22 protein-coding genes are annotated in these 24925 nt (G+C 40.7%); 8 read left to right on the forward strand and 14 right to left on the reverse strand.

Translation table 11 applies throughout. From position 1 onward, the window contains the following. Positions 1-147: 147 nt before the first annotated feature. The 4 genes from QJ048_RS14745 to QJ048_RS14760 form a co-directional block, all read right to left on the reverse strand. Positions 148-3999 (reverse strand): hypothetical protein, encoded by a 3852-nt coding sequence (locus QJ048_RS14745; RefSeq protein ID WP_282335148.1) that lies wholly within the window; start codon positions 3997-3999, stop codon positions 148-150. A 200-nt stretch (positions 4000-4199) separates the two neighbouring features. After that, positions 4200-4991, reverse strand: a complete 792-nt coding sequence (locus tag QJ048_RS14750; protein WP_282335149.1) for a helix-turn-helix domain-containing protein — start codon at positions 4989-4991, stop codon at positions 4200-4202. A gap of 177 nt (positions 4992-5168) precedes the next feature. After that, complete coding sequence (locus QJ048_RS14755) at positions 5169-6584, reverse strand: aldehyde dehydrogenase family protein (protein WP_282335150.1); 1416 nt, start codon at positions 6582-6584, stop codon at positions 5169-5171. 109 nt (positions 6585-6693) lie between these two features. Next, positions 6694-7074, reverse strand: coding sequence for a nuclear transport factor 2 family protein (locus QJ048_RS14760; protein WP_282335151.1), 381 nt, complete (start codon positions 7072-7074; stop codon positions 6694-6696). 179 nt (positions 7075-7253) lie between these two features. On the opposite strand from QJ048_RS14760, the gene QJ048_RS14765 reads away from it, so the two are divergent. Next, on the forward strand, positions 7254-7601 hold the full coding sequence (locus QJ048_RS14765) for a YciI family protein (RefSeq protein ID WP_282335152.1): 348 nt from the start codon (positions 7254-7256) through the stop codon (positions 7599-7601). Between the two features lie 126 nt (positions 7602-7727). Beyond that, positions 7728-8975, forward strand: coding sequence for an RNA polymerase sigma factor (locus QJ048_RS14770; RefSeq protein WP_282335153.1), 1248 nt, complete (start codon positions 7728-7730; stop codon positions 8973-8975). A 91-nt stretch (positions 8976-9066) separates the two neighbouring features. Here the strand turns inward: QJ048_RS14770 and QJ048_RS14775 are convergent, their stop codons facing one another. Beyond that, a complete protein-coding gene (locus QJ048_RS14775) occupies positions 9067-10266 on the reverse strand; it encodes an NAD(P)-dependent oxidoreductase (protein ID WP_282335154.1) in 1200 nt (399 codons plus the stop codon). A 177-nt stretch (positions 10267-10443) separates the two neighbouring features. Beyond that, a complete protein-coding gene (gene folB, locus QJ048_RS14780) occupies positions 10444-10800 on the reverse strand; it encodes a dihydroneopterin aldolase (protein ID WP_282335155.1) in 357 nt (118 codons plus the stop codon). A 398-nt stretch (positions 10801-11198) separates the two neighbouring features. Between folB and QJ048_RS14785 the strand changes: the two genes are divergently transcribed. Further along, the gene (locus QJ048_RS14785; RefSeq protein ID WP_282335156.1) at positions 11199-11417 is read left to right on the forward strand and encodes a KTSC domain-containing protein; all 219 of its coding nucleotides are present in this window, start codon (positions 11199-11201) and stop codon (positions 11415-11417) included. 171 nt (positions 11418-11588) lie between these two features. On the opposite strand, the gene trxB is transcribed toward QJ048_RS14785, so the two are convergent. The 6 genes from trxB to QJ048_RS14815 all read right to left on the reverse strand — a co-directional run bounded on the left by trxB (position 11589) and on the right by QJ048_RS14815 (position 17444). Next, a complete protein-coding gene (gene trxB, locus QJ048_RS14790; protein WP_282335157.1) occupies positions 11589-12527 on the reverse strand; it encodes a thioredoxin-disulfide reductase in 939 nt (312 codons plus the stop codon). A 247-nt stretch (positions 12528-12774) separates the two neighbouring features. Then, positions 12775-13632 (reverse strand): sigma-70 family RNA polymerase sigma factor, encoded by an 858-nt coding sequence (locus QJ048_RS14795; protein WP_217792739.1) that lies wholly within the window; start codon positions 13630-13632, stop codon positions 12775-12777. 181 nt (positions 13633-13813) lie between these two features. Continuing rightward, complete coding sequence (locus QJ048_RS14800; RefSeq protein ID WP_282335161.1) at positions 13814-15076, reverse strand: DUF2851 family protein; 1263 nt, start codon at positions 15074-15076, stop codon at positions 13814-13816. Between the two features lie 180 nt (positions 15077-15256). Next, entirely contained in the window at positions 15257-15820 is a 564-nt protein-coding gene (locus QJ048_RS14805) for a Maf family nucleotide pyrophosphatase (protein ID WP_282335162.1), read from the reverse strand. Further along, positions 15820-16782, reverse strand: a complete 963-nt coding sequence (locus QJ048_RS14810) for a geranylgeranylglycerol-phosphate geranylgeranyltransferase (RefSeq protein WP_282335163.1) — start codon at positions 16780-16782, stop codon at positions 15820-15822. Before QJ048_RS14810 ends, QJ048_RS14805 begins: the two co-directional genes overlap by 1 nt. A 140-nt stretch (positions 16783-16922) precedes the next feature. Beyond that, positions 16923-17444, reverse strand: a complete 522-nt coding sequence (locus QJ048_RS14815) for a KdsC family phosphatase (protein ID WP_282335164.1) — start codon at positions 17442-17444, stop codon at positions 16923-16925. Between the two features lie 320 nt (positions 17445-17764). On the opposite strand from QJ048_RS14815, the gene QJ048_RS14820 reads away from it, so the two are divergent. The 3 genes from QJ048_RS14820 (at position 17765) to QJ048_RS14830 (ending at position 20041) form a co-directional block, all read left to right on the forward strand. Beyond that, positions 17765-18373 carry a hypothetical protein gene (locus tag QJ048_RS14820; RefSeq protein WP_282335165.1) on the forward strand — a complete coding sequence of 203 codons (609 nt, stop codon included), beginning with the start codon at positions 17765-17767 and terminating at the stop codon, positions 18371-18373. A gap of 271 nt (positions 18374-18644) precedes the next feature. After that, a complete protein-coding gene (locus QJ048_RS14825; RefSeq protein WP_282335166.1) occupies positions 18645-19331 on the forward strand; it encodes a 2'-5' RNA ligase family protein in 687 nt (228 codons plus the stop codon). A 149-nt stretch (positions 19332-19480) separates the two neighbouring features. Continuing rightward, a complete protein-coding gene (locus QJ048_RS14830) occupies positions 19481-20041 on the forward strand; it encodes a methyltransferase family protein (RefSeq protein ID WP_282335167.1) in 561 nt (186 codons plus the stop codon). 147 nt (positions 20042-20188) lie between these two features. Here QJ048_RS14830 and QJ048_RS14835 read toward each other — a convergent pair whose 3' ends face one another. Then, on the reverse strand, positions 20189-21007 hold the full coding sequence (locus QJ048_RS14835) for an SMP-30/gluconolactonase/LRE family protein (protein WP_282335168.1): 819 nt from the start codon (positions 21005-21007) through the stop codon (positions 20189-20191). A gap of 141 nt (positions 21008-21148) precedes the next feature. Beyond that, positions 21149-21721, reverse strand: a complete 573-nt coding sequence (locus tag QJ048_RS14840) for a DUF6702 family protein (protein WP_282335169.1) — start codon at positions 21719-21721, stop codon at positions 21149-21151. Between the two features lie 50 nt (positions 21722-21771). Here QJ048_RS14840 and QJ048_RS14845 point away from each other — a divergent pair, with 50 nt between their 5' ends. Further along, positions 21772-22368, forward strand: a complete 597-nt coding sequence (locus QJ048_RS14845) for a HupE/UreJ family protein (RefSeq protein ID WP_282335170.1) — start codon at positions 21772-21774, stop codon at positions 22366-22368. Between the two features lie 131 nt (positions 22369-22499). Beyond that, positions 22500-24869, forward strand: coding sequence for a M1 family metallopeptidase (locus QJ048_RS14850; protein ID WP_282335171.1), 2370 nt, complete (start codon positions 22500-22502; stop codon positions 24867-24869). The last annotated feature ends 56 nt before the right edge of the window (positions 24870-24925 follow it).

Genomic DNA, 24925 nt, shown 5'->3' on the forward strand with positions numbered 1-24925 from the left:
TGTCCGTTGTTTGTTTGTAAACGGAATATAGATCAAAAAAATTGTCAAGATTAATGCCTGACATTCGATAGCACGCCCAGGTGTACTGAGGATGCTATTTACCCTGAATGTCAACTTTCAGTAAATTATCTGTTTAGAATAATTTACTCAGTGATCTTTTTTATTCCTAAATCTTATCCTTGCTTTATTCAGAGCGGCTTCTTTAGCAAAAATGAACACAGGCATTTCTACTACACTAAAGCTATATGAATCATTCTTCTTAATCGGCGTCACATCTGCAGTTTTGGTGGAGAAATTATAAACTTCTTTTGTGGTGCCCGAAGTAACACCTTCTATTTTCACATCGTCGTAATCTATTTTAGTTGCGTTGTCGCTTCCTTTCCAAATAGAAAACATCACGGAATCGGGTTCAGATTGCTTCCTCCATTTGATTTCCCACAAACCAGTACCGTCGGCACTTATAACACTGTCAACGGCATAACCTCCCATTCTTTCATACATCCATTTCTTCGCATAGTAATTGGTAAACTTCGTTGACAAACTATAATCTCCACCACCCCATCCTGTTGTGTAAAAATTCTTGCTTACGTGATTGGTCGGATCAAGGTTTGAGTTATGTGCGTTAAACTCAGTAAATCCATCCAGTTCGCTTGCACCCATTATAAGTTCCATACGCATCATTACAATGCTTTTCGATTGAACGGAATCATACCCTGTAATTCTTGGAACGGAAGTTGTCGTCCAGTTAGTGGCAAGTTGATCTGTGGTGCCGGGACGCACAGAAAAATTATCAAAGCCATATTCTGTGTTCCATGTTTTTATACTTGTATCGCCTGTTATTTTCCAAATAAATTTTGCGATGCCACTACTCTCTTTGTACCAATTGTTTCTTTCAGGAATCATACCACCGTTACCAATCTGCTCTTCATAGGTAGGACCGACAATTCCTGAAACAGTATCGATCAACCTGCTATAGTCGTGATAACTAAACACGTCAAAAAGCCTCACGGTCGTATCTTTCATCATTGCATAAGCAAGCATCATTACTGTACGAATACGGAATGTATCAGGATATGTTTGTCCTGCATAAACAATCTTTGTTCGAGGATCTGCATTTCTGATGCCGAGTGTATCACCCAGATACTTATTGTTTCCATTGACGGCCATGATCAGCTTCGCAGCAGATATGGCAGGAGGTTCATAAGTATCATCTTCATTCCCCAATTCTAAAAACGGGTGCCAGTCTTGCGCATAACCAGAAAGCGTAACATCGTTGAACCATCTGTATTTACTGCCATCCAGCGATTTGTTATTGCCCCACTTGTATGCCAGCTGATAAAATAATCTGCCGTGTGAAATGTAGTGTAACCAATCACCGGGCTCAGCATAAGGCGTATCGATATTGTTTCTTACACTTTGTTTCATTTCATTACCGGCTCTTTTTGATGCGCCAAATACAGCAAGCCAATGGTTTCTGTTGTGAGGCGTCCAGTATTGGTTCCAGTTTAAATAGCCGGGAAAATAGTCTGCATTAAAAAGCTGTTTGTATTTGGTAGCAGCAGCTGTATCTGTGTCGTACCAATCCACATTTACATACTGGCGAATATTTTTTACAATGCTCATTACATTCGTATCAATCTGCACACCAGTATTGACACCGGATTTATCGAATAATGTTTTTTGTACCGGCAACGGACCTGTATAACCTGCGGGCTTGGAGGTGCTATCTCCTCTTGGTGATCCATAAAAAACGATTTCATTAAAATATGCAGTAGACGTGTAGCCGCTCCGTTGTTGAAGTGTGTTGCGGATCATTATATAACGCATGCTGTCTGCAATGCCGGAAACATTGCGCCATACACCGACAGAAGATGTGCCACCTTTCGTAATCAGCACAGCAAAGGGCTTCAGCATACTATCCGGCCTGCTGATCATGTAAGGTATCTTTCGCACATCGGTTTCTTCGATTACATTATCGAAGTTGTAGAAAAACAAACTGTCGCCCTGCTCAAAATTTTTCTCCCAACCATAAACATCTGTAATGTTGAATTTCTTTCCATGTGTGATCAATGCATGTTTTACAGATGGATCATTAGCAAGATCTACAACTATGCACCTTCCTCGTTTGCCCGGAAAATAATAGCCTCCGTAAGCAAGAGACTTGTTGCCTTCACCATAGAAATAGGCAGCATCTCTTCCCGAACCCGGAATAGAGTTTGTCGTGTCACCTCTCACCTGCTTTGGTTTTCCCAATTCGTCCAAAACAGTTTGTGCCTCAAAATCTACGTTTCCATTTTTAGGATCAATTGTTTCAAAACCATCAAAAAAATTAAAGGGTCTGTCTTTATGATTGATTCGACCTGACAAATCATACAAGCTGCTTTCATATACTTTTAGTTTCGCCGAAGCCACGGGCGGTGCTTCCGTCTTGGCACTATTTAACAACCATCTGTAAATATTGGTAATGGTGTCATTACCAAACGGCGAATACATGCTGTCCCACGTAATATTATTAAACCCGTTGTTCGCCATTGTGTACAAAGTAAATGTGCTGAGGGCTCCTTTCGTTTGTGCGAGCGTGCTATTCATAGTTTGCGCAGGCCCATACTGGCAGCAGGAGTTTGTGTTTTGCTCGTGAAAGAATTTTGTGTTAGTGTACTGGTAGTTGGCATAGGCCTGGGATGCCGGATACAGATTAGGTATAGACATAAAAACAGCATGACTTATTTTTTTGACGTACTTCAAATCTCCATTACCGGTTGTGTACCACGCAAGATTATCCCAGGCATCACTCGCCCCCTGGCCAATACCATCTACACATACCAGCTTATACATTCCGTAATTACTCTTGCCTGTATCGATGGGCAAATTAGCAAGGCAATAATCCATCACCTGGTTAAACATGGAAGGATATTTCAATGAACCAGCGCTTGTTGATAATGGGCAAACATGAATAATACTATCGGCAATTGTTCCCTGAACGCGGTTGTTCTTCACCTGCCTTGGAAAACCTGCGCCAAACACGGAAGAAAGTATTGCGCCAACCTGATCCACCCCTTCATAGTGAATCATCAGTGGATACTTTTTGCCGGGTATACGCCTGACAGATGCTGGATAGATAACCGCTTTAATTTTAGAACTGCCAAATGTTACACTATCCATGCCATAGTATGGAGCCGGCGTTGGTGCAGGTTGCGATGCACTGTTTAGTAGCCATCTGTAGATATTCGTCAACGTGTCGCGGCCAAATGGAGAGTACATGCTATCCCATGTGAAGTTGTTGAATCCATTGCCGGACATAGTGTACAGCGTGAACGTACTAATCGCACCAGTCGTTTTGTTCAGCGTGCTGCTCATGCCTTGCGCAGGGCCGTACTGACAACAGCCGTTTGTATTTTGTTCGTGTAAAAATTTTGTGTTGGTGAACTGGTAATTGATGTAGGCTTCTGATGCGGGGTACAAATTGGGCGTCGAAATGAAAACGGCATGACCTATCTTTTTTATATACTTTAAATCACCATTGCCCGTTGTGTACCACGCGAGGTTATCCCAGGTATCGCTAGCACCTTGCCCAATGCCATCTACACAAACTTGCGTATACATTCCCTGATTGTTCTTAGAAGTATCAATGGGCAAATTCCCGAGGCAATAGTCCATCACCTGGTTAAACATGGAGGGATACTTTAAAGATCCAGGCGATGTCGCTAACGGACAAACGTGAATGATACTATCTGCTACAGTTCCTATAATTCTGTTGTTCATCACCTGCCTTGGGAAACCGGCACCAAAGACAGACGAAAGCATACTTTCTGCCTGATCTGCACCTTCATAATGAATCATCAGCGGATACTTTTTGCCGGCTATTCTTTTTGCCGCAGACGGGTAAATCACAGCTTTGATATTGGAACTACCGAAGGTAACACTATCCATTCCGTAATATTGCGCACACAAAGTGTTGCACAACAGCACCAAAATTGCAGGTAATAATAAGTTTCTCATCCTTAGATCTTTTTGATTTCCGCAAACATGTTGCTACAACTTTCAAGGGTGAGAACTATTTCCCTAATATTCTTCGCGCGATAAGGTTTCAGCGTTTTATAACATCACTGCATATTGTTTGGTTGTAAAGTTTTGCACTTATAAATAAAAAAGGCCCCGATAAATTTATCGAAGCCTCTCAGCCTGCCGGGTCTATTACGTTAGACCAACGACGGCGCAACGCCATATTGTTTTTTAAATGCAAAGGAAAAATGCGATAGATCTTCAAAACCAAGATCGAGATAAATGTCAGAAGCTGTCTGCCTTTTTTCTTTCAGCAAATAATGCGCTTCCTGCAAACGCCGCTGTAATAACCAGCGACTCGGTGTTATGTGGAATATTTTTTCAAAATCGCGTTTAAACGTGGATAGACTTCTGCCCGTTAAATAAGCAAATCTTTTGAGATCAACATTAAAATGAAAATTCCGGTTCATAAAACCTTCAAGGTCTATCTTACCGGGTTCTGAAAAATCAAACAGAACATCTTTCAATGCAGGTTGTATTTGCAGCAACAGCAACAAAGCCTCTTTTTGTTTTACCGCCAGCAGTTCATTTGTTCCTTTGTTTTTAAATACATCTTCATAAGACCGCAGTGATTCCATATAGTGCGCCAGCACAGAGCTTGAAGGTAATTGTTGAAATGCAGGAGTTTCAATAACCTTATTCGATTTATGACCAAACCCAATGCTAAATTCTCTCAGCATTTCCTGTTCGAAGAAAATAGAAACCGATCTGAACTCGCCTCCTTCTTCCGGATACTTTGTGTATTTCGCCAGTTGATTTCTACGGCAAAAATATAGTTCACCTTTATTGAAGACTTTGCTAACTACGCCGTCATTAACTTCGAATGCACCTGCTACTATATACCCAATCGCATGCTCTGGCACAAACTGCTCCCCCGTTCTGCTTCTTGTAAAGTAGCAGGAATATTGTATTGATGGTCGTGTGGTCATTTTACTTTTTCGTGTTTCAAATATAGTTGTGGAGCTGCAATTAATAATTAATAATTAGTAATTAATACGAGCGACACTCAAAGGTGAATAGAGGCTTAGTTAAAGTGTCACTTATGTGCCGATACGCTATAACCGAAATCTACTCAGCAAATCGCCGTATTAATTACTAATTATTAATTACTCAATAACAGCTTTCACTTCCAAATACGCCTCCAACCCATACACGCCAAATTCCCTGCCAATGCCGGATTGTTTGAAGCCTCCGAAAGGCGCCATAGGATCATGATTCAGGCCATTAATCAAAACACGGCCCGCGTTGATTTGGGCTGCAACACGATTTGCACGAATTGAATCCGATGAACTAACATAAGCCTGCAAGCCATAGTCTGTATCATTTGCAATGCTAATCGCGTCGTCTTCATTCTTATAGGTAATGATCGACAACACAGGTCCGAAAATCTCTTCGCGTGCAATGCGCATCTTGTTGTTCACGTTAACAAAAACGGTTGGCTTTACAAAGTTACCTGCCTCCAGTCCTTCAGGCTGTCCAGCTCCGCCAGTAAGAATTTCAGCGCCTTCTTGTACACCGAGATCAATGTATTGTTGCACACGTGCATATTGTTTTTTACTCACCATCGGCCCTACAACGGTGTCTTCATTTTTCGGATCACCAACCTTCACTTTTTCAACAGTCTCCTTTACAAGCGTTTTGATTTCATCTAAACGATTTTCCGGCACCAGCAAACGCGTACCTGCAATACAAGCCTGACCGCTATTCATGAACGCTGCCGCAATGGCTGTTGGTATTGCTTGTTGCAGATCGGCATCGTCTAAGATGATGTTAGGAGATTTCCCTCCGAGTTCAAGCGTAACTCTTTTCATGGTATCAACCGCACCACGCGCAATTGTTTTTCCCACTACTGTAGAACCGGTGAATGATACTTTGGCAATATCAGGGTGACGTGTAATTTCAGCGCCCACAACATTACCCAAGCCATTCACAACATTGAATACTCCTGCTGGCAAACCCGCTTCGTGCAAGCATTCCAGCAACACCTGTGTTTGCAAGGCACTCATTTCACTCGGCTTAATAACTGCAGTACAACCTGCCGCGATTGCAGTGGCAAGTTTGTTACAAATAAAACTATTGCTCGCGTTCCATGGAGTGATAATGCCAACAACACCAAGAGGCTCTAGTCTTACTTTTGATTTGCCGATGCTCCTTACAAATTCATAGTTTCTAAGTGTTTCAATAACGCTCTGTATGCCATTCAGTGCATGTTGTGTACTGGCTGTTGAAAATTGCAACGTGCCACCGTATTCCTGCACCATGATCGCCGTTAACTCTTCTTTTCTTTTCGCAACAGCGTAATACATTTTTTGCAGATAGGCAATACGTTCTTCTTTGGTTGTTTTGGAGAAACGTACAAACGCAGTTTTGGCACTGGCGATTGCTTTCCTGGTATCTTCTTCATCACCTAATACCACTTTGCCGAGCGGTTCATTTGTGGTGGGATTTACAAGCTCAAAAAATTCAGTTCCGCAGGGAGTTACAAAGGCTCCGTTGATGTAGATTTTATCTATCGTTTTCATTTCCAAGTAATTTTGTGAACAATGATTTAAAATTGTTACACAAAGTTCCGTCAACAGATGTCCTCTATGGTTTGTTTAAAAGTTCAATCTGCTTTGTTAATACGTTCACTTAGTTATCAAATGTCCAACCGGCGTCTTCTACTTCGCTTTTACGGATACCAAACTCTATAATTTTACCATCCTTTAGCCTGAAGTAATGATCCCTCAACTGATCGGCCAGTAAAGTGCCATTTATATCATGCACCACCTGGTGAACATGCACTTTGATCACGCCGCTTTCTACGTCAATTGTCAAGGGTTCAACTTTCGTTTGGATCACCTCAAACTGTTTTGTCCAGTATTCCCGAACACCATCGTGCCCATACACAAAGTTACCCTCCATACCATTCGCCCATTTCACGTCTTCATCCATGTGAACAATGATCTCTTCAATTTTTCTATCATTGAAAAGTTTATATAGATTTTGTATAAAAACGGATACATCTTTCATAACTATAAAATACAAATCGTAATCAATATTGTTCTGCCTTTTTTTATGTCTTCATTATCAATATTATTTAGAACTTTAAAGGCGAAATTGAATCCTAATTCCTAATTTCTGTGTCACAAATGTCCATTTCCCAAAACTCATTCGTGACAATACTATAATCACAATTAAAAAATATTTTTATGAAAGAGTTCCTTTTAATTTTCAGAAGAGATTTCGTTAATAAAGAAGAACAACCTTCTCCCGAACAAATTCAAAAGATGATGAAGCCATGGCAGGACTGGATGGGTAGTCTTGCTGCGCAAAACAAATTGGCAAGTTCGGGCAACAGACTAGCCTCAGACGGACGGGTTGTAAAATCCGATAAAATAGTAACCGATGGACCTTACGTTGAAATTAAAGAAGCGGTTGGCGGTTATATAGTTGTTAAAGCAAATGACCTCGACGAAGCGGCTGAATTGGCGAAAGGATGTCCGGTATTGAATATTGGCGGCAATGTGGAAGTTCGGGGCCTTGTGGGTATGGACTAATAATAAATTAGAAGTAAAAAATCAAAATTCAAAAACATTGACTGCAAGATTACATATCAAAGTCTTGGACCGGAAGGTTTTCGACTTTTGATTTTTTACTTTTGACTTTTGATTTGGCTTTTCTTTATGGAAAACAACGAACTCATACCACACTTATTTCGAACCGAGTACAGCAAGATGGTTGCCGTACTGTGTAAAGCATTTGGCATCCAACACATCAGCATCGCTGAAGATGTAGTGAGCGATACATTCTTACTCGCCGTTGAAATGTGGGGACAAAAGGGTTTGCCAAAAAACCCTGTTGCATGGCTCTACACTGTTGCTAAAAATAAGAGCAGGGATATTTTGCGCCGGCAAAATATTTTCGATAAAAAAGTAAAGCCCGCATTACCAAAAGAAGAAGCCGACAACAACGAACTTCACATTGATCTTTCCGAGAAAAACATTACGGACAGCCAGTTGCAAATGATATTTGCCATTTGTCATCCTTCTATTTCCCCCGAGGCACAGATTGGACTTGCGTTGAATATCTTGTGCGGATTTGGTGCGGAAGAAATTGCAGATGCATTTTTGTCAAACAAAGAAACGATCTACAAACGTCTGGCAAGGGCAAAGGACAAATTGAAGGAGAACAACGTAGCGCTTGAACTGCCATCTCAAACGGAAATCGATAACAGACTTGATGTTGTCTTAAGAACGATGTATTTGCTTTTCAATGAAGGATATTATTCCGCTTCGCAAAATGTTACGCTGCGTAAGGACCTTTGCCTCGAAGCAATGCGGCTGACTTATTCGCTAATTGAAAACGAAAGCACCAACACGCCTTCGGTAAATGCTTTAATGTCAATCATGTGTTTCCATGCTTCACGTTTTGAAGCACGCATGGATAGCAACGGTGAAATTATTTTGTACGAAGATCAGGATGCCGAACTGTGGAGTACAGAATTGATACAGAAAGGGAAATATTATCTCGAACAATCTTCGCATTGCGATAAAAACAAAGTTAGTAAATATCACATCGAAGCGGCTATTGCTTTCTACCACACAAATCAGGCAGACACACTGGATAAATGGGAAAGCATTTTACAGTTGTACAATCGCCTGTTGCAAATTGAATACTCGCCTATCGCGGCACTCAACAGAACCTATGCGCTTTCAAAAGCAAATGGTAAGGAAGAAGCAATCATCGAGGCGGAAAAATTACGGCTTGATGATAATCACTGGTATCATTTGCTGCTCGCCAATCTTTATAAAAACATCGACAACAACAAAACAGCAGCGCATCTTAAGAAGGCGCTACAGCTTTCAAAAACTGATGCAGAGAGAAATTTTATAGAGAAAAAATTAAAGGAAATAAATCTAATAAACGCATGATCTGTAGAGACAAGGCACTGCACTGCCTTGTCTTCCTTAATCAATCATGCTGCCCGTGCAGACAAGGCAATGCCTTGTCTCTACCGCAACATCAACCCGCCGCATATTCATTCAAGTATTCAAAATGTTTTGTCAGCTTTCCCTCTTCTACAATCGTTGCCCTTGTTATAATATCAGAACCATCTTTCAGCAGGTCATCCAACACATACTTGATCAGTTGCTCGCCAAAATATCTCGAAGCATCTTTTGGTAATTCGTTGGGCAAATTTCCAACTGCCATTACATCGACAGTATTGGACTGGTAAGCAGTAGTTTTTTGAAGCGTTGTTTTATCCACTCCATACACAGGATCTTCAATGGGTTGATCGCCGAGGTTAATAGGCACCGAACCGTTTTGATCGTCTGTTATATCAGCAATAACTTTGATGGAAAAATCATTTGCCTGCACATCGCTTTTGCTGAACAATCGCGGAATATGCTCTTCCCAGTAAATGCCATTTAACAATACGTCCGCTGTTTTGGTATAAGGCAAAAAGTTGCAAACGTACTCTTGCGGATAAGCATGAAAATGATCACGGTTGTATAATCCAGTCTTATGATGTTTGTAAAGGTCCTGTCCTTTCAAATGCACGTAGACAGGATAAGAAAACCGCTTCTCCAAAAATTCGTTCGGTTCAACCTCAATAATACCAAGCAAATTCATGACCTCCAACACGCCGCTGGACACACGTCCCGAGCCGGTTACAGCCACTTTTATGTTCGGTAGTTTTAAACCAAAATAAGTATGAATGAGTTCGCGAAGATTCGATTGTTTATAAACGCGTTGAAGTTTGAACAAACCAGTTTTATTTCCGTAGGCCATGATACCATTGTGCGCACCGACCACGCCTGCAAAAAAACCAAAGCCGATAATGCGTTGTCCATCCTCATGTTCGAGACATTCATAATCAATCAGAGAGTTTTTTTTCTCAAGAATAGCGTGCAACAACTTCTGATTATGCGGCTGCTTTTTTCGCGTGTGGGAGAAGAAAAGATAGGTTTTGTTTTCAATTAAATCGTTTACCGGCACTTCCTTGATACCAAGGAGAATGTCGCATTTGCTCACGCTTTCAGCAACTTCAATGCCGGCTTTCCGGTATTCGTTGTCACTAAAGCAGCGCGTCTTGCTGCTTTGCACAATGATCTTTACATCTTTATGATTTTCCTGCACCCATTTGCATTGCTCCGGTGTCAGCGCCACCCTGTTGTCTTCAGGAATTTTCCCTTCTTTGATTAATCCAATGGCAATCATGCAGTTCCAATTAATAATTAAAAATTAATAATTAATAATTAATAGGGGTACACTTCGTTAAAAAACGCGGCTTGCTAAAACGACAGATGAATGTTCTACATCACAGAAAGCTCAACTATTAATTATTAATTGCTCTCTATAATACAATATAAGAATAGTTAACCCGCTATGAAATGATTAATCAAATTTCTTGGTAAGAGTAATGCCAACCTTACCGTGAATACCTTCAATAGGCGCATTCAATTTTAAAATGGTAATGGAAATTTTTTTGATGTTTGCATACGAGTGCCTGATCTTGCGTATGATGCTTTCCGCAACTTCTTCAAGCAAAGGGGTTGGGACCGCCATTTTCTTTTTTACAATGTTATACAGATCCTCGTAATTGATCACGTTTTGAAGATCGTTCAATTTGATATTCTCTTCATCGTAAGAGACACTCAAGCTTACCTGGAAACTATTGCCCACAGCAGATTCGCCGCTATAAACGCCATGATGTGCATGAAAGACCAAATCTTCAAGATGTACAGTCAACATAAATACTAATCAGTTCGTAATAGAATGGGCGCAAATTAGACATTAATGTTCGAACTGTTTATTAATTTCTGGGAGGTAGATGGGAAGTTGTTTGTTGCGAGCATGACAGTATGCGAATGTCCTCCGAAGCTTCCAGCTTCAGAGAACTATTCTGTTTTCTCCGGCAACTGCAGGCGTTTGTTGCTAAATAGTAACGAAAGCACCGTTAATTGTGATGCAATAATTTTGAACCCGGCATTAGCATTCCTATCAACATCGTTGCGTCGCACACTTCAACGGTGGTATATATATTGAACATATTTGATGACTTAAACCCTGTCGATCGTAATTTGGGTGCAACATCGAGCAATCCCGCGGCTTTCAATTCAACTAAACCACATACATAAAAAACAAAGCAAATGTTCATAAAACGCTCACCAGTAAAATCTTCAGCAATCTCCTCTATCGGCTATAATGCCGATAAAAAAATTCTGGAGATTGAATACATCTCAGGCGACGTGTATGATTATTTCAAGGTTCCTGAACACATCTTCAACGAACTTATGCAAGCCGAATCCAAAGGAACATTTGCAAATACACGCATTAAGGAGCATTACGAGTCTGAGAAAAAGGGATGAAATGCAAGTAGTGAGTTTTGAGTGGGCAGCGCTCCGAAGCTGGAGCTCCGGGGAGAGCTGCATATAAACAAAAAACCCGGCACTCGCCGGGTTCAATATTCTAAAATATAAGAGGCTCTACCAACACACCATGCAACACCTCTTAATTCTTAATTATTAATTCTTAATTGTTTAAACATGTCCTTTCGCAGACAAATATCTCTCTGCATCCAGCGCCGCCATGCAACCGCTACCTGCAGCAGTTACCGCCTGGCGGTAAATTTTATCCTGCACATCTCCTGCAGCGAAAACACCTTCAACGTTTGTTTTGGAAGTGCCTGGAATCGTTTGAATGTAACCGGCTTCATCCATTGTCAGCCAACCTTTGAAGATATCTGAGTTTGGCTGGTGGCCGATCGCAACAAAGAACCCTTGCACGGGAACTTCAGTTATCTCATTGGTTACTATGTTTTTAATGCGCATTGCCTCCACTTTATTTTCACCAACGATTTCTTCGGTAACCGAGTTCCAGTAAATCTTGATATTTGGCGTTGCTTTCACCCTGTCCTGCATTACTTTAGATGCCTTCATGCCACTCTCGTCCTTACGCACGATCATGTGAACCGTAGAACAAAGTTTTGACAAATAAATCGCTTCTTCGCAAGCCGTATCACCCGCGCCTACAATTGCCACTTCTTTCGTTCTGAAGAAAAATCCGTCGCAAACAGCACAAGCACTCACGCCGAAACCGTTCAGTCGCTCTTCGCTTGGCAAACCGAGCCATTTTGCAGAAGCTCCGGTTGCAATGATGACTGAGTCAGCTTCAATCTCTTTTTCTTCGTCGATCCAAACTTTAAAAGGTTGTTTTGAAAAATCAACTTTAGTCGCCAAGCCGTAGCGGATATCAGCTCCCATTCTTGCTGCCTGTTTTTCAAAATCAACCATCATTTCCGGCCCCTGAATACCTTCCGGATAACCAGGATAATTTTCCACTTCTGTAGTAATGGTCAATTGACCGCCCGGTTGAATTCCCTGATACAAAACAGGTTTCAAATTCGCTCTCGATGCGTAAATAGCCGCAGTATAGCCTGCAGGGCCAGATCCTATAATTAAACAATGAACTTTTTCCATTAATCTTCGGGTTTTAAAAAAATAAAAATCAAAAGTAAAAATTCAAAAATCGATGAGATTTCTCAAGTCAGCCCCTTTTTGACCTCATAATTTTTACTTTTTACTTCAATTAGGCAGGCAAAGGTAAGAGTGAAAGATGAACTTGCGCAAATAGTTTGCAATCACGTGAATAGACTGTGCAAAACGCAATTTTCATTATACAAAAAACCCGGCAAGCTTGCCGGGTTCGTTATTTTTAAAAGATTTCTTATCCCAGATAAGCTTTTAAAGCGTTGCTATAGCGTGCTTTTTGCAAGCGCTTGATAGCTCTTTCTTTAATCTGACGGATACGTTCTTTTGTAAGATCATATTTTTGACCAATTTGCTCGATAGTAACACCATTTTCGCCATCAAGACCAAAGTAAGCGTTTACTATTTCAGCTTCGCGTGGGCTCAATGATTTCAGAATGCGACGGATTTCATTTCTCAAAGAATCCTGCATTACATCATCATCAGTGTCATCGCTACCTTCCAGTAAATCACCCATAGCTACATCTTCTGCTTCGTGAACCGGAGCGTCCAATGAAGTGTGACGGGTATTGCTTTGGAAAATGTTGTTGATCTCTGTTTCGCTCATTTCCAGGATTTCGGCAAGCTCTTCTGTAGAAGGCTCACGCTCATGCTCCTGTTCGAACGCCATATAAGCTTTGTTTGCTTTATTATATGTACCAATTTTATTTTGCGGCAAACGAACCAAACGACCCTGTTCTGCCAAAGCCTGCAAAATAGATTGACGAATCCACCAAACTGCGTAAGAAATGAATTTGAAACCTTTTGTTTCATCAAAACGCTGAGCAGCCTTAATAAGACCCAGGTTACCTTCATTAATAAGATCACTTAGAGAAAGACCCTGGTGTTGATATTGTTTAGCCACAGAAACTACGAAACGAAGGTTAGCTTGCACCAATTTGTCCAAAGCCCTCTGATCGCCCATTTTAATTCTCTGCGCCAGCACAGTTTCCTCTTCGGGAGTAATCATTGAAATCTTAGAAATTTCCTGGAGATATTTTTCGACCGCCTGAGAATCCCGGTTTGTAATCTGCGTAGCAATTTTAAGTTGCCTCATATCTATCTATTGTATTATTATATTGTTATAACATATGTATGACAGCATATGTTTGCCAAAAGTTGCGTTAAGAAAGGTTAAAAATTAACTGTACAATCAGGCACTATTTGCAAAGGTACGATGCAAAATTTTATGATCCTAGAAAATAACGCTTTTAGATCATTTTTAAATCGCACAGATGTTAACATTCAGTGAATTTTAACAAAACATTTCCAATTGAACAGCTCAGGCAGCGCCTGCTTTCGCAATATTGTGTTTTGAGTTCGATTAAGCTTTGACTATCAAATGCACAACTATTTTTAACACCATGCTCTTCGAATTTTTCCATAATTGTATTGTTTTCAGCAGGTAATTGCTGCATCCATTTCAGCACTCTTTCTTTGTGTATTTCCAGCGAATGGAAACTATCATACGCAAACAATAAAGGCGCTATTGTATTAATGATAATATTAATAATTGTGCCTTTGCCAAGATTTTTCGGTTGGTAAGCTGTGGGATCATCAAACTTGTAGTGATAGTGCCAATAATCATTTGCCGTTACATTAAATAACACTAAAAGGTCATCAATTGTTTCGGCATCAAGTAATTGGGAAAACAAATGATTGGAACTTTGGATAAATGCAGCCAATTGAGCAAGTCGAACTGTAGGAAAAGAAGGCGGCCTCATACGCAGGAAGTGAATCTGAACCTGTGGCCGTTGCAAGGAGTATTTTTTACTTAAATGCCGGTATTCTTTCTGCAGCATTTGTGGATATGATTCTTCAAAATCATTTTCGAGGAAACCGGCCTGTCCCAACAATAATGCTTCCAGTTGTTGAATGCTGTTTTTATGCTTGGCTAAAATATTTATTGATACAGATCTGGCAACAATTTCAAATGCATCTGCATTTACTTTGATACCGAAGTTGCGGGCGACGAGCCACCAGCAGACTTCTTCCCAATGACTTTTCGATTGCTGCAACAAGCTATGAATGTGAAGCGTCTTGCGTTCCATTCTCTCAACAAAAAGCCTGTCTTTCCACGTAAGCCAAATGATTTCCCTTACTTGCTGCAAGCTGTTTCCGCAAGGAACAAACCCCTGCTGCTCCATCAAATGCTGATATCGATTTAACAAAATAGAGGAAACACGATGCTGCAAAACCAAAACAGGCATACCTGCCAGTTGGAGATCATTTTCCCAAACCACATGAAGAATGATGTTCCGGTAATTGGGATCGTTGTCATGGGCATGCTTGTTCCAGTCTGATGCTTTAATATGCAATTCTATATTGCCCGCCCAGAGCACATTCCCAATCTTAAGTTTCGCTTGCAAAAAATCTGCACCCTGATTTGTATTATAAATACCCGGAGCAATAACAGTGATGGATTCACCCTGTTCAGTTTGTAATTGACTTCTGTTAAAATACTGGAACTGCCAGATGAAGTGAAGTAATCTTTCCGTCATAATTGTGGTTTTATGCGGAAGTACTTGGTAGGTCAAATTTGAAAATATGAAAATATGCTAATTTGAAAATTCTTTCAGTGCATCTTTCCTTGCTGCTTTGAAGCAGCCTTAAAGCAATGATAAATCAAAATAATGAATGAGGCACAGAATGAATTTTCAAATTTTCAAATCAGCACATTTTCAAATTAACTTGTGCAATTCCTGCACAACCCTGCTCACCGGCAATCCCATTACGTTGTAAAAGTCGCCGTGTATTTCACCAATTCCTACTACACCGATCCACTCCTGGATGGCGTAGGCGCCAGCTTTGTCGTATGGCTGATATTTGTCAATGTAGTATCTGATGTCGTCGTACGAAAGAGGATTGAACGTTACCTCTGTTGTATTGGAGAAAACAATTTCTTTATCATTTTTCATAATAACCACACCTGTAATAACCTGGTGCGTTCTGCCTTCCAGGCGGGTAAGAATTTCAATGGCATCTTCCCTATCTTCTGGCTTACCAATTATTTCGTCATCCAGAACAACCACTGTGTCTGCTGCAAGAATAACACGATCATGACTCAGTTCGCTTCTTACTGCCAATGCTTTGTTTCTGGCGATAAAAACGGGAATATCTTCTGTATGCAAACCATCGGGATAAGACTCATCGGTATCTTTCACAATCACATCAAAAGGAATTTCTGCCCATTCGAGCAATTGCTTTCTGCGCGGAGATTGTGAGGCCAAAACAATTCTTTCCATTACATATACAGTTTAAAAAATAATATGGACAAAATACCGGTGAGCATTACCAACTTGATGTAGGTGCTCACTTTGTGGTAATCTTTTGCATTGACTGCCCGGTACAAATATTTGAACAGATAAAGCAAAGGCAATACTATAAATATAAAACAATATACCGCGCCGAGCCACCAACCTTTCATCAACCCATATACCTGTACGATGCCTGTAGAAACAATTAAAACAATGAGCCACACCGCTACGAAAACTTTTGATGCAGGAATGCCCCAAACTATCGGCATGGTTTTGCAACCGTACTTTTCATCCCCCTCCATGTCTTCCATGTCTTTTACTACTTCTCTTATCAGTGAAATGATAAAAGCAAAGCCTGCATAAATGGTAGCGAACTTAAATAACCGGGTGATCTTTGTTTGATACAAAACTTTAAATTCCGGCGACCAGTTCCAGTACATCACCCTCACTTCTCCAAAATATAAAACAAGTACGACCCATGCCGTTAGCACCGAGATAATGACATTGCCAATGAGCAGCTTTTTTTTGAATGTGGTGGAATAAGTTAATAATAAAAGCACACAGGCAAGATTGGCAAAACCCAATAAAATATTGTTGATCTTAAATCCAACGTAAAAGGCAATGACTACACCGATGGCAGACAATAATAAATGCCATACAATGGCCCATCGTCTTTTTATAAGTTTTTGAATAACGATGGCGTCCGGCTTATTAACCTGGTCTATGTTAAGATCGAAGTAATCATTGATAATGTATCCCGCCGCAGCGATGGTAACGGATGATGCCACAATCAGCCAGAACAGGCATGTTGAAATTTTATTGAGTCCAACATCGGCAGGATTTTCAAATACGGGCAAGACAATGCAATAATAAAACAACACTTGAGTAATAACGATAAAAACCAGGTTTGGCCAGCGAATGAGTCGAAAAAAGGCTCCTAATAACTTCAAGGATAGTATTTGTTTAGGGTAAATTTAATTTCTTTTTTGGATTTTGCATATTTGTGAATCGCAGGGGCGAATAGCAGTCGCTCCGGGTCGATAATTGGCGGCTCGCCTTTTTGCGGAACAAAGGCGAATGCGATTCGTCCCTACCTGCTTTGTAATGAAACATCAATGTGCCAATCGCCGCGCAGCTTCATCACTTTTTCTATCACGTCCCGAACGCAGCCACGTCCACCAGATAACGGTGATATATATGCGGCAATATGTTTTATCTCGCCAACAGCATCAGACGGTGCACATGCAATTCCGGAGGCTTTCATTACCTCGTAATCAGGTATATCGTCTCCCATGTATAAAATCTCTTCCTTTTTGATGCCGTTGCGATTCATGTAATCGTGCAAAATTTCAATTTTGTTTTCCACTTTAAGAAAAACATCTTTTATACCAAGCTTGGTTAAACGAATGGTTACCGCTTCCGAGGCGCCGCCAGAAATGATCACAATTCTATATCCTTTTTTTATAGCAAGTTGCATGGCATAACCATCTTTCGTGTTCATACTTCTTGCCATTTGTCCGTCTTCGAGCAGCAAAATACTTCCATCCGTTAAAACGCCATCTACATCCAGCACGAATGTTGTGATCTTTGAAAACCTGTTTAATAAGCTCATTTGTTCTATTTGAAAATTTGAAAATTTCCTGCCCGACCAATCATGCAGGCGGGGAAAATTTGAAAAGTCCTTAAGTAGAGTCATTTCGCATTTTCATCCGTCGCTCGCAAATTCTCGCCGAGGCTGCAAAGTAATCTGAATAATTGAATTATTGAGTCATTGAATTATTGAATTACTGAGTAAATGACAAAAGTCAATTACGCACCATCAATTATTCTTATTCAATCATTTCTCTTTGGCTATAGTTTAACAATTACCACTATCCTGTCTTTTAAACTTACAAACCAATGTGGAATCTTATTTATAGAAAAATTACCGTTATGAAAAAGATTCTACTTACAGCCATGTTATTAAGCACAGCCATCGTATTTAGAGCGAATGCACAGGTAGCGATAACCGCAAATATCAACATCGGTAATCAGCCAATGTGGGGTCCTACAGGTTATGATCACGTAGATTATTATTACCTGCCAGATGTGGACATGTACTACTACGTACCAACGCAACAATTTGTTTATTTCCAAAACAATCAATGGGTGTACAACAGCTGTCTTCCTTATGCATACAGGGACTTTGACCTTTACCACTCTTACAAGGTGGTGGTAAATGAGCCAAGACCTTACTTAAACAATGCGTACTACCATACAAGATATGCGGGCTACAGAAACTGGAACCAACCTCAGCCGATGTGGCGCGACTATCCCGGCAGAGCAGATTACGGCAAATACAATAATCAATACCCTGTTCGCAGAGAAGTTTACGGAAATGCAGATTACAACAAAGGAGGCCGAGGTAATGAAAATTTGCATGATAATGGTCAAAGAAATAATGGCAACTGGGCTCGCAACAACGACCAGGGCAATAATGGCAACTGGGGACATGACAATGGCAGAAGAGGCAACGACAAAGGTGATTATAGAAGATACTAGTACATTAAATGAGTGGTAACGAAGCCATCTCAAATATAAAACATTCAGACTTTGCCTCTTTATTTTGTTTGTTTGATTCATTAGCATTCTAAGTCCAGACGGACCCCGTTTAAAACGGGGTCTTTTTTTGGCTTCGACAAATGCGATCCCGATAGTGCTGTCAGTCTGAACTTGCAGATGCCTTCGCATTAAGAAACAAACGTAACAAGTCCCTTGAAAGTTGATTAAATTTGCAGAGATTTTTTTGATCAACTAACCCTTGTTTTGTGATATGGATTTGAAGAAACATTATGAAAACCTTTGGTATAAGGCGCTTAGTAAATTTAAACAGAATGCTTTCGAATATGATCACCTGATTGATTCTAACAGCGATAAAAGATTCGGCATTTCGCTTATTGCGAGACCGTCGGAAGAAGTTAAACAAAAGGTGCAACATATGTTTGAAGAGTTGCGCAAACTCGAGCCTGATCAATATTTTTACCCCTCCTCTGAGATCCACATTACGGTTCTGTCGATCATTTCCGCATATGATGGTTTTTCATTGAAAAACATCAATACGGAAGATTATATTAAAGTGGTTGAATCGGGCCTGCACAACAGAAAAGCTTTTGATGTTCATTTTCATGGCATCACAGCCTCACCATCTTGCATCATCTTACAGGGATTTCCTCAAAACGACGAACTTCATACGATCCGATGCCGCTTGCGCGAACTTTTTAATGACGCAGGTTTACAGGAATCAATCGACAAAAGGTATTCTATCATTACGGCTCATTCGACAGTTGTTCGCTTTAGAAAAAAGATTGCAGATAACCATGCGCTTATTAACAAATTGAAAACTTTTAGAGGCATGGATTTCGGCAAATGCCGTATCAGCGAACTGGAGCTGGTTTGCAACGATTGGTATCAACGAAAAGAAAAAAGCAAATTGCTACATACCTTCCACTTACCTGAATAAATTTTTATCTTCGGGCCACGTACATGAATGCAATTCGCTGTTTGTGGAAAAGAGCGAATGCGGTTCGCCCCAACAATTGCCTGCCGTTTTTTTTAAACAACATTATTGACGGTTATAGCCACGTGCTGTGACGGCCAAACAACCTTACTATGTCAAATATTTTCACGCTTACTTATCTCATCTGGTTCATCTCGGAAATTGTATTGAACAGGCTTAAACGATCGGCGCACGCCGACAAAAAGCACGAAGACAAAAATTCGCTCGCTACTATCTGGATTACAATTTTGATGGTTATTCCCCTGAGTGTTTTCATCGCGACATTTTTCCGGGCTCCGATTTTTCGAAAAGAGGGATATGAATATGTGGGATTGATCGTGATAGGAATTGGCATTCTCATCAGGTTTATCGCAGTGAATTCGCTGGGTAAATTCTTCACAGTAGATGTCACGATCCGGCAGGAGCACCACCTCAAGAAAGATGGTTTCTATAAAATTGTTCGCCATCCATCTTATTCGGGTTCTATTTTATCTTTTGTTGGTTTCGGTATTTCGCTAAACAACTGGATCAGCCTCTTTGTAGTGACGATCGCTGTTTTTACTGCTTTTATGAAACGTATACGTATAGAGGAACGTGTTCTTCAAAATCAATTCGGAGAGGAATATACAAAGTATGCGAAGGAGACGTATAGGTTGATACCGTGGGTGTATTGAATGGAGCAAATAATTGAAAGTTGAAAGTTGAAAATTGAAAATGAGGTTTGTGTTCAAGTTATCTTACTTTTCAATTAGCAAGCTGATTGATTGACTATAAGAGTGTAGCACCCAGAGCATTTTCAACTTTCAACTTTCAATTTTCAATTACTTAAGCTGATACGCTGCAACGCTTTTCTTCATAAACGTTGGCACGTATACAATGTGATTCTGGCTATCGTAGCCGATGTCAGCTGTATTGCTTTTTTCTTCTCTTGTGTCAAGCATCTGTTCGGCTTGCCCGTCTTTTATGTAATAGATAACACCGGCCCAGCAGCTAACTATGAATTCATTGGGCGCCACCATTTCAATTCCATCGGTGCTTTTTTCCATGCCGCCCGCAATTTTTGTTCGCTGTTTTTTATTGTCAAACTTCCACAAATCGCCGGAAGCAAGCACATATACATCTGTGCCGACAGCCAGCAGGCCATTGGCGTTGGGCAAATCGTCAGCAAACAAAACCGGTTGATCTCTGATGATTTGATGCACGGTATTTTTCCTTGAATCAGAAACATACACAACGCCGTTTTTATCTATGGTGATATCATTTAAAAACACTGCCCCTTCTACCGGTATTTTTTTAACCACTTTATTTTCTGAAATCCTTACTACAACTACCTCTGAAATATCCGCAACATAAAGCAGATCCCCATATATGCCGATGCCTTTAGGAGCATTTAAACCAGTGACCCAGTCGGCATTGATAATTGTTCCGCCTGTTCCCAGTTTGGCAATGCCTCCTTTTCCGTCTTTTGCTGTACCATCTCCATCAATAAGCGAAACATAAAGTATTTGAGAATTTGGATCAAACTTCACCGATTCTGGTATAGCCAGCACGGTATCTGTTTGCCATAATTTTGAAAGGGAATGTTGCGCATTTACAGAAAATACTGCAATGAGGGCAATGATCATCAGGATGTATTTCATAAAAGGATTTTTGTGATGGTTAAACATAATCAATAAACACTGAAAATACAATGCCAGAAAAAATAACTGAATAACCGAGTGTTTCATCTTCGATCTTGCATTACAACTATCAACCATTCAGTCCATTCAGTTACTCAGCTATTAAAACTCAAACTTTGCAACACTTTCGGGCTTATTCAATCTCGTACTTTTACGTGTACCATTTACGGTTACGTGCATAATGCTGATCTGTGAATCGAATTCTTCAAACAGCAGCGTATTCTTTATTTCCAGTTGCTTTACAGAAGGCACATTGTTTACCTGAACATAGCACCATGCAGCTTCGCTTTCTTTTTCAAAACCTACAAACTGTAGCACTACCGGCTTTCCATCTACTTTTAGTTGCAAGTGACTGTTTATATAATCGCTGATCAGTTTATTCACCTTCGTTTTATCCTTAATATTATTGAGGTCAACTTCTGTTTTTGTTACATCGCGTAGTGTTTTTTCGAAATCGTCGAGGAACATTTTACAACTAATCTCAAGCGTTTTATCTTTCGGGTTATGGTTGATTTCCGTTACACTTATGTAAAAAGGATGGTTTGCGATTGGCTTTTCGGGACTTACGGTAACTTTTTTGATCCTTTGACCGGCTGCCTGCAAATCATTGCCAGCAACCGAACAAATAACAAATAAACACAATAAGAACTGCCATTTATAAAATCTATTCGCCATTTAAAAACTAATTTACGGGGTAACAAAAGTCTTGATTATTTTCAAATCTTATGCTGGATTTTAATCTTTACTTTAAATTAGGCATTGACCACATTCTTACATGGGAGGCGATGGACCACATATTGTTTGTTGCTGCTTTATGCCTCCGTTATACATGGAAAGACTGGCGCAAAGTAGCCGTTTTAGTTACAGCCTTTACCATCGGCCATTCCATCACTTTGGCATTGAGCACGTTAGGCATTCTCCACATGAATACAAAATGGATCGAATTTTTAATCCCCATAACCATCATTTGTACAGCCATTAATAACCTGCTGCAAAAACCGGGCGCAACCAAAAAGAAACTGCCGCTCATTTACTTTTTTGCGCTGTTCTTTGGCATGATACACGGCATGGCTTATGCCACCACTCTGCTTTCATTAGAGGGCACAGAAGGCCTTGTCGCACATTTGTTTGCCTTTAATCTTGGAATAGAAGTTGCGCAATTGCTGGTAGTGGCCGTGGTTTTGGCTCTTTCTCATTTAGTAGTTAACATTATCAAGCTGCCCGCTCAAAGATGGTTACAGATAATTTCTATAATAATATTGATTTTTTCATGTAAAATGGCATTTGAACGGCTGCCTGAATTATATTTGAAAGCCGCATAAATGTTTAACCTTTTTTTCAAACTGAAACTGAATAAACACATGATGAAATGAGCCATTATCACCTTGCATATCCAAAGCAATGATTATTTGGCGAATTCCATTAGACCAAAAAAAACAATAAAAATTAACTGATGAAAAAGTTCTTGATTCCTTTTGGTTTTCTGCTTTTTGTTGTAGGAAAATCGAACGCTCAAAACACTCAAAACAATCCGGGTTCCAACCACGGAAACAAGTTTGAGCAATTGGGTGGCATCCTGCCGACGCCAAATGAATACCGCACTGCAAGCGGCGCTCCGGGCCCTAAGTACTGGCAGCAACGTGCAGATTATGACATAAAATGTAACCTTGACGAAAGCAAATTACAGCTAACCGGTAGTGAAACGATCACTTACTGGAACAACTCTCCCGACGCTTTAACCTATTTGTGGTTGCAACTTGATGAAAATGAGCACAGCTCAAAAAACAACGCAAATTACCAGGATGGTAGTGGCATGCCGGATACAGCCAGCAGCCAACAGATAGGCCGTATGATGTCGCAAAACGAACCTAACAAAGGTGGCGTGAACATCATCAAATTGACGGACGGACTGGGCGCAGCAATGAAATATACGATCAACAAAACAATGATGCGTGTAGAGTTGCCAACTCCACTAAAACCGGGCAAACAAATTGTTTTAAAAGTTGACTGGAACTATTATATCAGCAACCGTATTAAAGAAGGCGGCCGCGGTGGTTATGAATATTTCCCTGAAGATGGCAACTACCTTTTCACCATTACACAATGGTATCCTCGCCTTTGCGTGTACAGCGATTTCCAGGGCTGGCAAAACCACCAGTTCACTGGTCGCGGAGAATTTGCGTTGACCTTCGGAAATTTCAAGGTACAAATGACAGTTCCTTCCGACCACGTAGTGGGCGGAACAGGAGAATGCCAAAACTATCAGCAGGTATTATCTCCGGCGCAATTTGCACGCTGGCAAAAAGCGCAAACTACCAAAGAACCGATTGAAGTAGTTACGCTTGACGAAGCAAAAAAATCTGAGCAGGATAAAACCACAAAGACAAAAACATGGATCTTCAAAGCAGACAACGTCCGTGACTTTGCATGGGGAAGCAGCCCTAAGTTTGTGTGGGACGCAATGCCTGCTTATGTTGAAGGCAAAAAAGTAATGTGCATGAGCTACTATGGAAAAGAAGCGTATGGCCTTTACCGTAAGTTCTCTACAAAAGCTGTTGCTCATACCATTAAAACATATTCTAAGTTCACTATTCCTTACCCATATCCTGTTGCACAAAGCGTAGAAGCATCAAACGGTATGGAATACCCAATGATTTGCTTCAACTATGGCCGTACAGAAAAAGACGGCACTTATAGCGAGGCGGCTAAATATGGTATGCTGGGTGTGATTATTCACGAAGTGGGTCACAACTTCTTCCCTATGATCGTTAACAGCGATGAGCGCCAGTGGACATGGATGGATGAAGGTTTGAACACTTTTGTTGAGTATCTGACAGAAGAGTTGTACGACAATAAATTCCCTTCCCGTCGCGGACCGGCATTCACTATCACTGATTACATGAAATTGCCGAAAGATCAGTTGGAGCCAATTATGACCAACTCTGAAAATATTGTACAGTTTGGACCAAACGCATATTCCAAACCGGCAACAGGTCTGAACATTTTGCGTGAAACCATTATGGGTCGCGAATTGTTTGACTATGCTTTTAAAGAATATGCAAGACGCTGGGCATTCAAGCACCCTACGCCTGCTGATTTCTTCCGCACAATGGAAGATGCCAGCGCTGAAGATCTTGACTGGTTCTGGAGAGGTTGGTTCTTTGGTACAGACGCTTGTGATATTGCATTGGATAGCGTGAAAGGTTTCAAACCAGAGTTCATTACTAAATCAAACGGTACTGCAGTTGTTTATAAAAAATTGGCGGGCCCTCAGGTGAACGCATTTGAAGACATTTCTAAAGTGCGCAACCGCGATGATAAAAACATCCAGTTCCTGACTGACGCAGATACAACGCTTCGTGATTTCTACTGGAAGTATGATCGCGGTATTGAGCCATACGACACAACAAACATAGCTGTGCCAAACAATACAACTGCAGCTACTTTGACAGACGATGAGAAAAAAGCAATCGCTGCTGAAAACTTCTACCAATTGTTCTTCACCAACAAAGGCGGTCTCGTTATGCCAATCATCATAGAATGGACATACAAAGACGGCACTAAAGAAGTTGAAAGAATTCCGGCACAGGTTTGGCGCAAAAGCGAAACCAAGCTTTCTAAAATATTTGTGAAGCACAAAGAAGTGGCAAGCATTAAACTTGACCCAATGCGTGAAACAGCAGATATAGACGAAAGCAACAACAGCTGGCCGAATGTATCTGCTCCTAGCCGCTTCCAGGTGTTCAAAGCTGCTGAGCAGGCCCGCGGTCAGTCAACCGGCGGAAACCCAATGCAAGCTGCTGAGAAGAAGAAAGGATTTTAAGAAAGTCAAAAATAAACAGTCAAAAAGCGTCTCCGATTTTTCGGGACGCTTTTTTG

The organism is Pinibacter soli (genome assembly GCF_029961145.1).
Classification (GTDB): domain Bacteria; phylum Bacteroidota; class Bacteroidia; order Chitinophagales; family Chitinophagaceae; genus Pinibacter; species Pinibacter soli.

What these genes read in the sequence shown, in the direction of transcription:
- QJ048_RS14745 (WP_282335148.1), bottom strand. Translation starts at nt 3,999, where the DNA reads ATGAGAAACTTATTATTACCTGCAATTTTGGTGCTGTTGTGCAACACT.
- QJ048_RS14750 (WP_282335149.1), bottom strand. Translation starts at nt 4,991, where the DNA reads ATGACCACACGACCATCAATACAATATTCCTGCTACTTTACAAGAAGC.
- QJ048_RS14755 (WP_282335150.1), bottom strand. Translation starts at nt 6,584, where the DNA reads ATGAAAACGATAGATAAAATCTACATCAACGGAGCCTTTGTAACTCCC.
- QJ048_RS14760 (WP_282335151.1), bottom strand. Translation starts at nt 7,074, where the DNA reads ATGAAAGATGTATCCGTTTTTATACAAAATCTATATAAACTTTTCAAT.
- QJ048_RS14765 (WP_282335152.1), top strand. Translation starts at nt 7,254, where the DNA reads ATGAAAGAGTTCCTTTTAATTTTCAGAAGAGATTTCGTTAATAAAGAA.
- QJ048_RS14770 (WP_282335153.1), top strand. Translation starts at nt 7,728, where the DNA reads ATGGAAAACAACGAACTCATACCACACTTATTTCGAACCGAGTACAGC.
- QJ048_RS14775 (WP_282335154.1), bottom strand. Translation starts at nt 10,266, where the DNA reads ATGATTGCCATTGGATTAATCAAAGAAGGGAAAATTCCTGAAGACAAC.
- folB (WP_282335155.1), bottom strand. Translation starts at nt 10,800, where the DNA reads ATGTTGACTGTACATCTTGAAGATTTGGTCTTTCATGCACATCATGGC.
- QJ048_RS14785 (WP_282335156.1), top strand. Translation starts at nt 11,199, where the DNA reads ATGTTCATAAAACGCTCACCAGTAAAATCTTCAGCAATCTCCTCTATC.
- trxB (WP_282335157.1), bottom strand. Translation starts at nt 12,527, where the DNA reads ATGGAAAAAGTTCATTGTTTAATTATAGGATCTGGCCCTGCAGGCTAT.
- QJ048_RS14795 (WP_217792739.1), bottom strand. Translation starts at nt 13,632, where the DNA reads ATGAGGCAACTTAAAATTGCTACGCAGATTACAAACCGGGATTCTCAG.
- QJ048_RS14800 (WP_282335161.1), bottom strand. Translation starts at nt 15,076, where the DNA reads ATGACGGAAAGATTACTTCACTTCATCTGGCAGTTCCAGTATTTTAAC.
- QJ048_RS14805 (WP_282335162.1), bottom strand. Translation starts at nt 15,820, where the DNA reads ATGGAAAGAATTGTTTTGGCCTCACAATCTCCGCGCAGAAAGCAATTG.
- QJ048_RS14815 (WP_282335164.1), bottom strand. Translation starts at nt 17,444, where the DNA reads ATGAGCTTATTAAACAGGTTTTCAAAGATCACAACATTCGTGCTGGAT.
- QJ048_RS14820 (WP_282335165.1), top strand. Translation starts at nt 17,765, where the DNA reads ATGAAAAAGATTCTACTTACAGCCATGTTATTAAGCACAGCCATCGTA.
- QJ048_RS14825 (WP_282335166.1), top strand. Translation starts at nt 18,645, where the DNA reads ATGGATTTGAAGAAACATTATGAAAACCTTTGGTATAAGGCGCTTAGT.
- QJ048_RS14830 (WP_282335167.1), top strand. Translation starts at nt 19,481, where the DNA reads ATGTCAAATATTTTCACGCTTACTTATCTCATCTGGTTCATCTCGGAA.
- QJ048_RS14835 (WP_282335168.1), bottom strand. Translation starts at nt 21,007, where the DNA reads ATGAAATACATCCTGATGATCATTGCCCTCATTGCAGTATTTTCTGTA.
- QJ048_RS14840 (WP_282335169.1), bottom strand. Translation starts at nt 21,721, where the DNA reads ATGGCGAATAGATTTTATAAATGGCAGTTCTTATTGTGTTTATTTGTT.
- QJ048_RS14845 (WP_282335170.1), top strand. Translation starts at nt 21,772, where the DNA reads ATGCTGGATTTTAATCTTTACTTTAAATTAGGCATTGACCACATTCTT.
- QJ048_RS14850 (WP_282335171.1), top strand. Translation starts at nt 22,500, where the DNA reads ATGAAAAAGTTCTTGATTCCTTTTGGTTTTCTGCTTTTTGTTGTAGGA.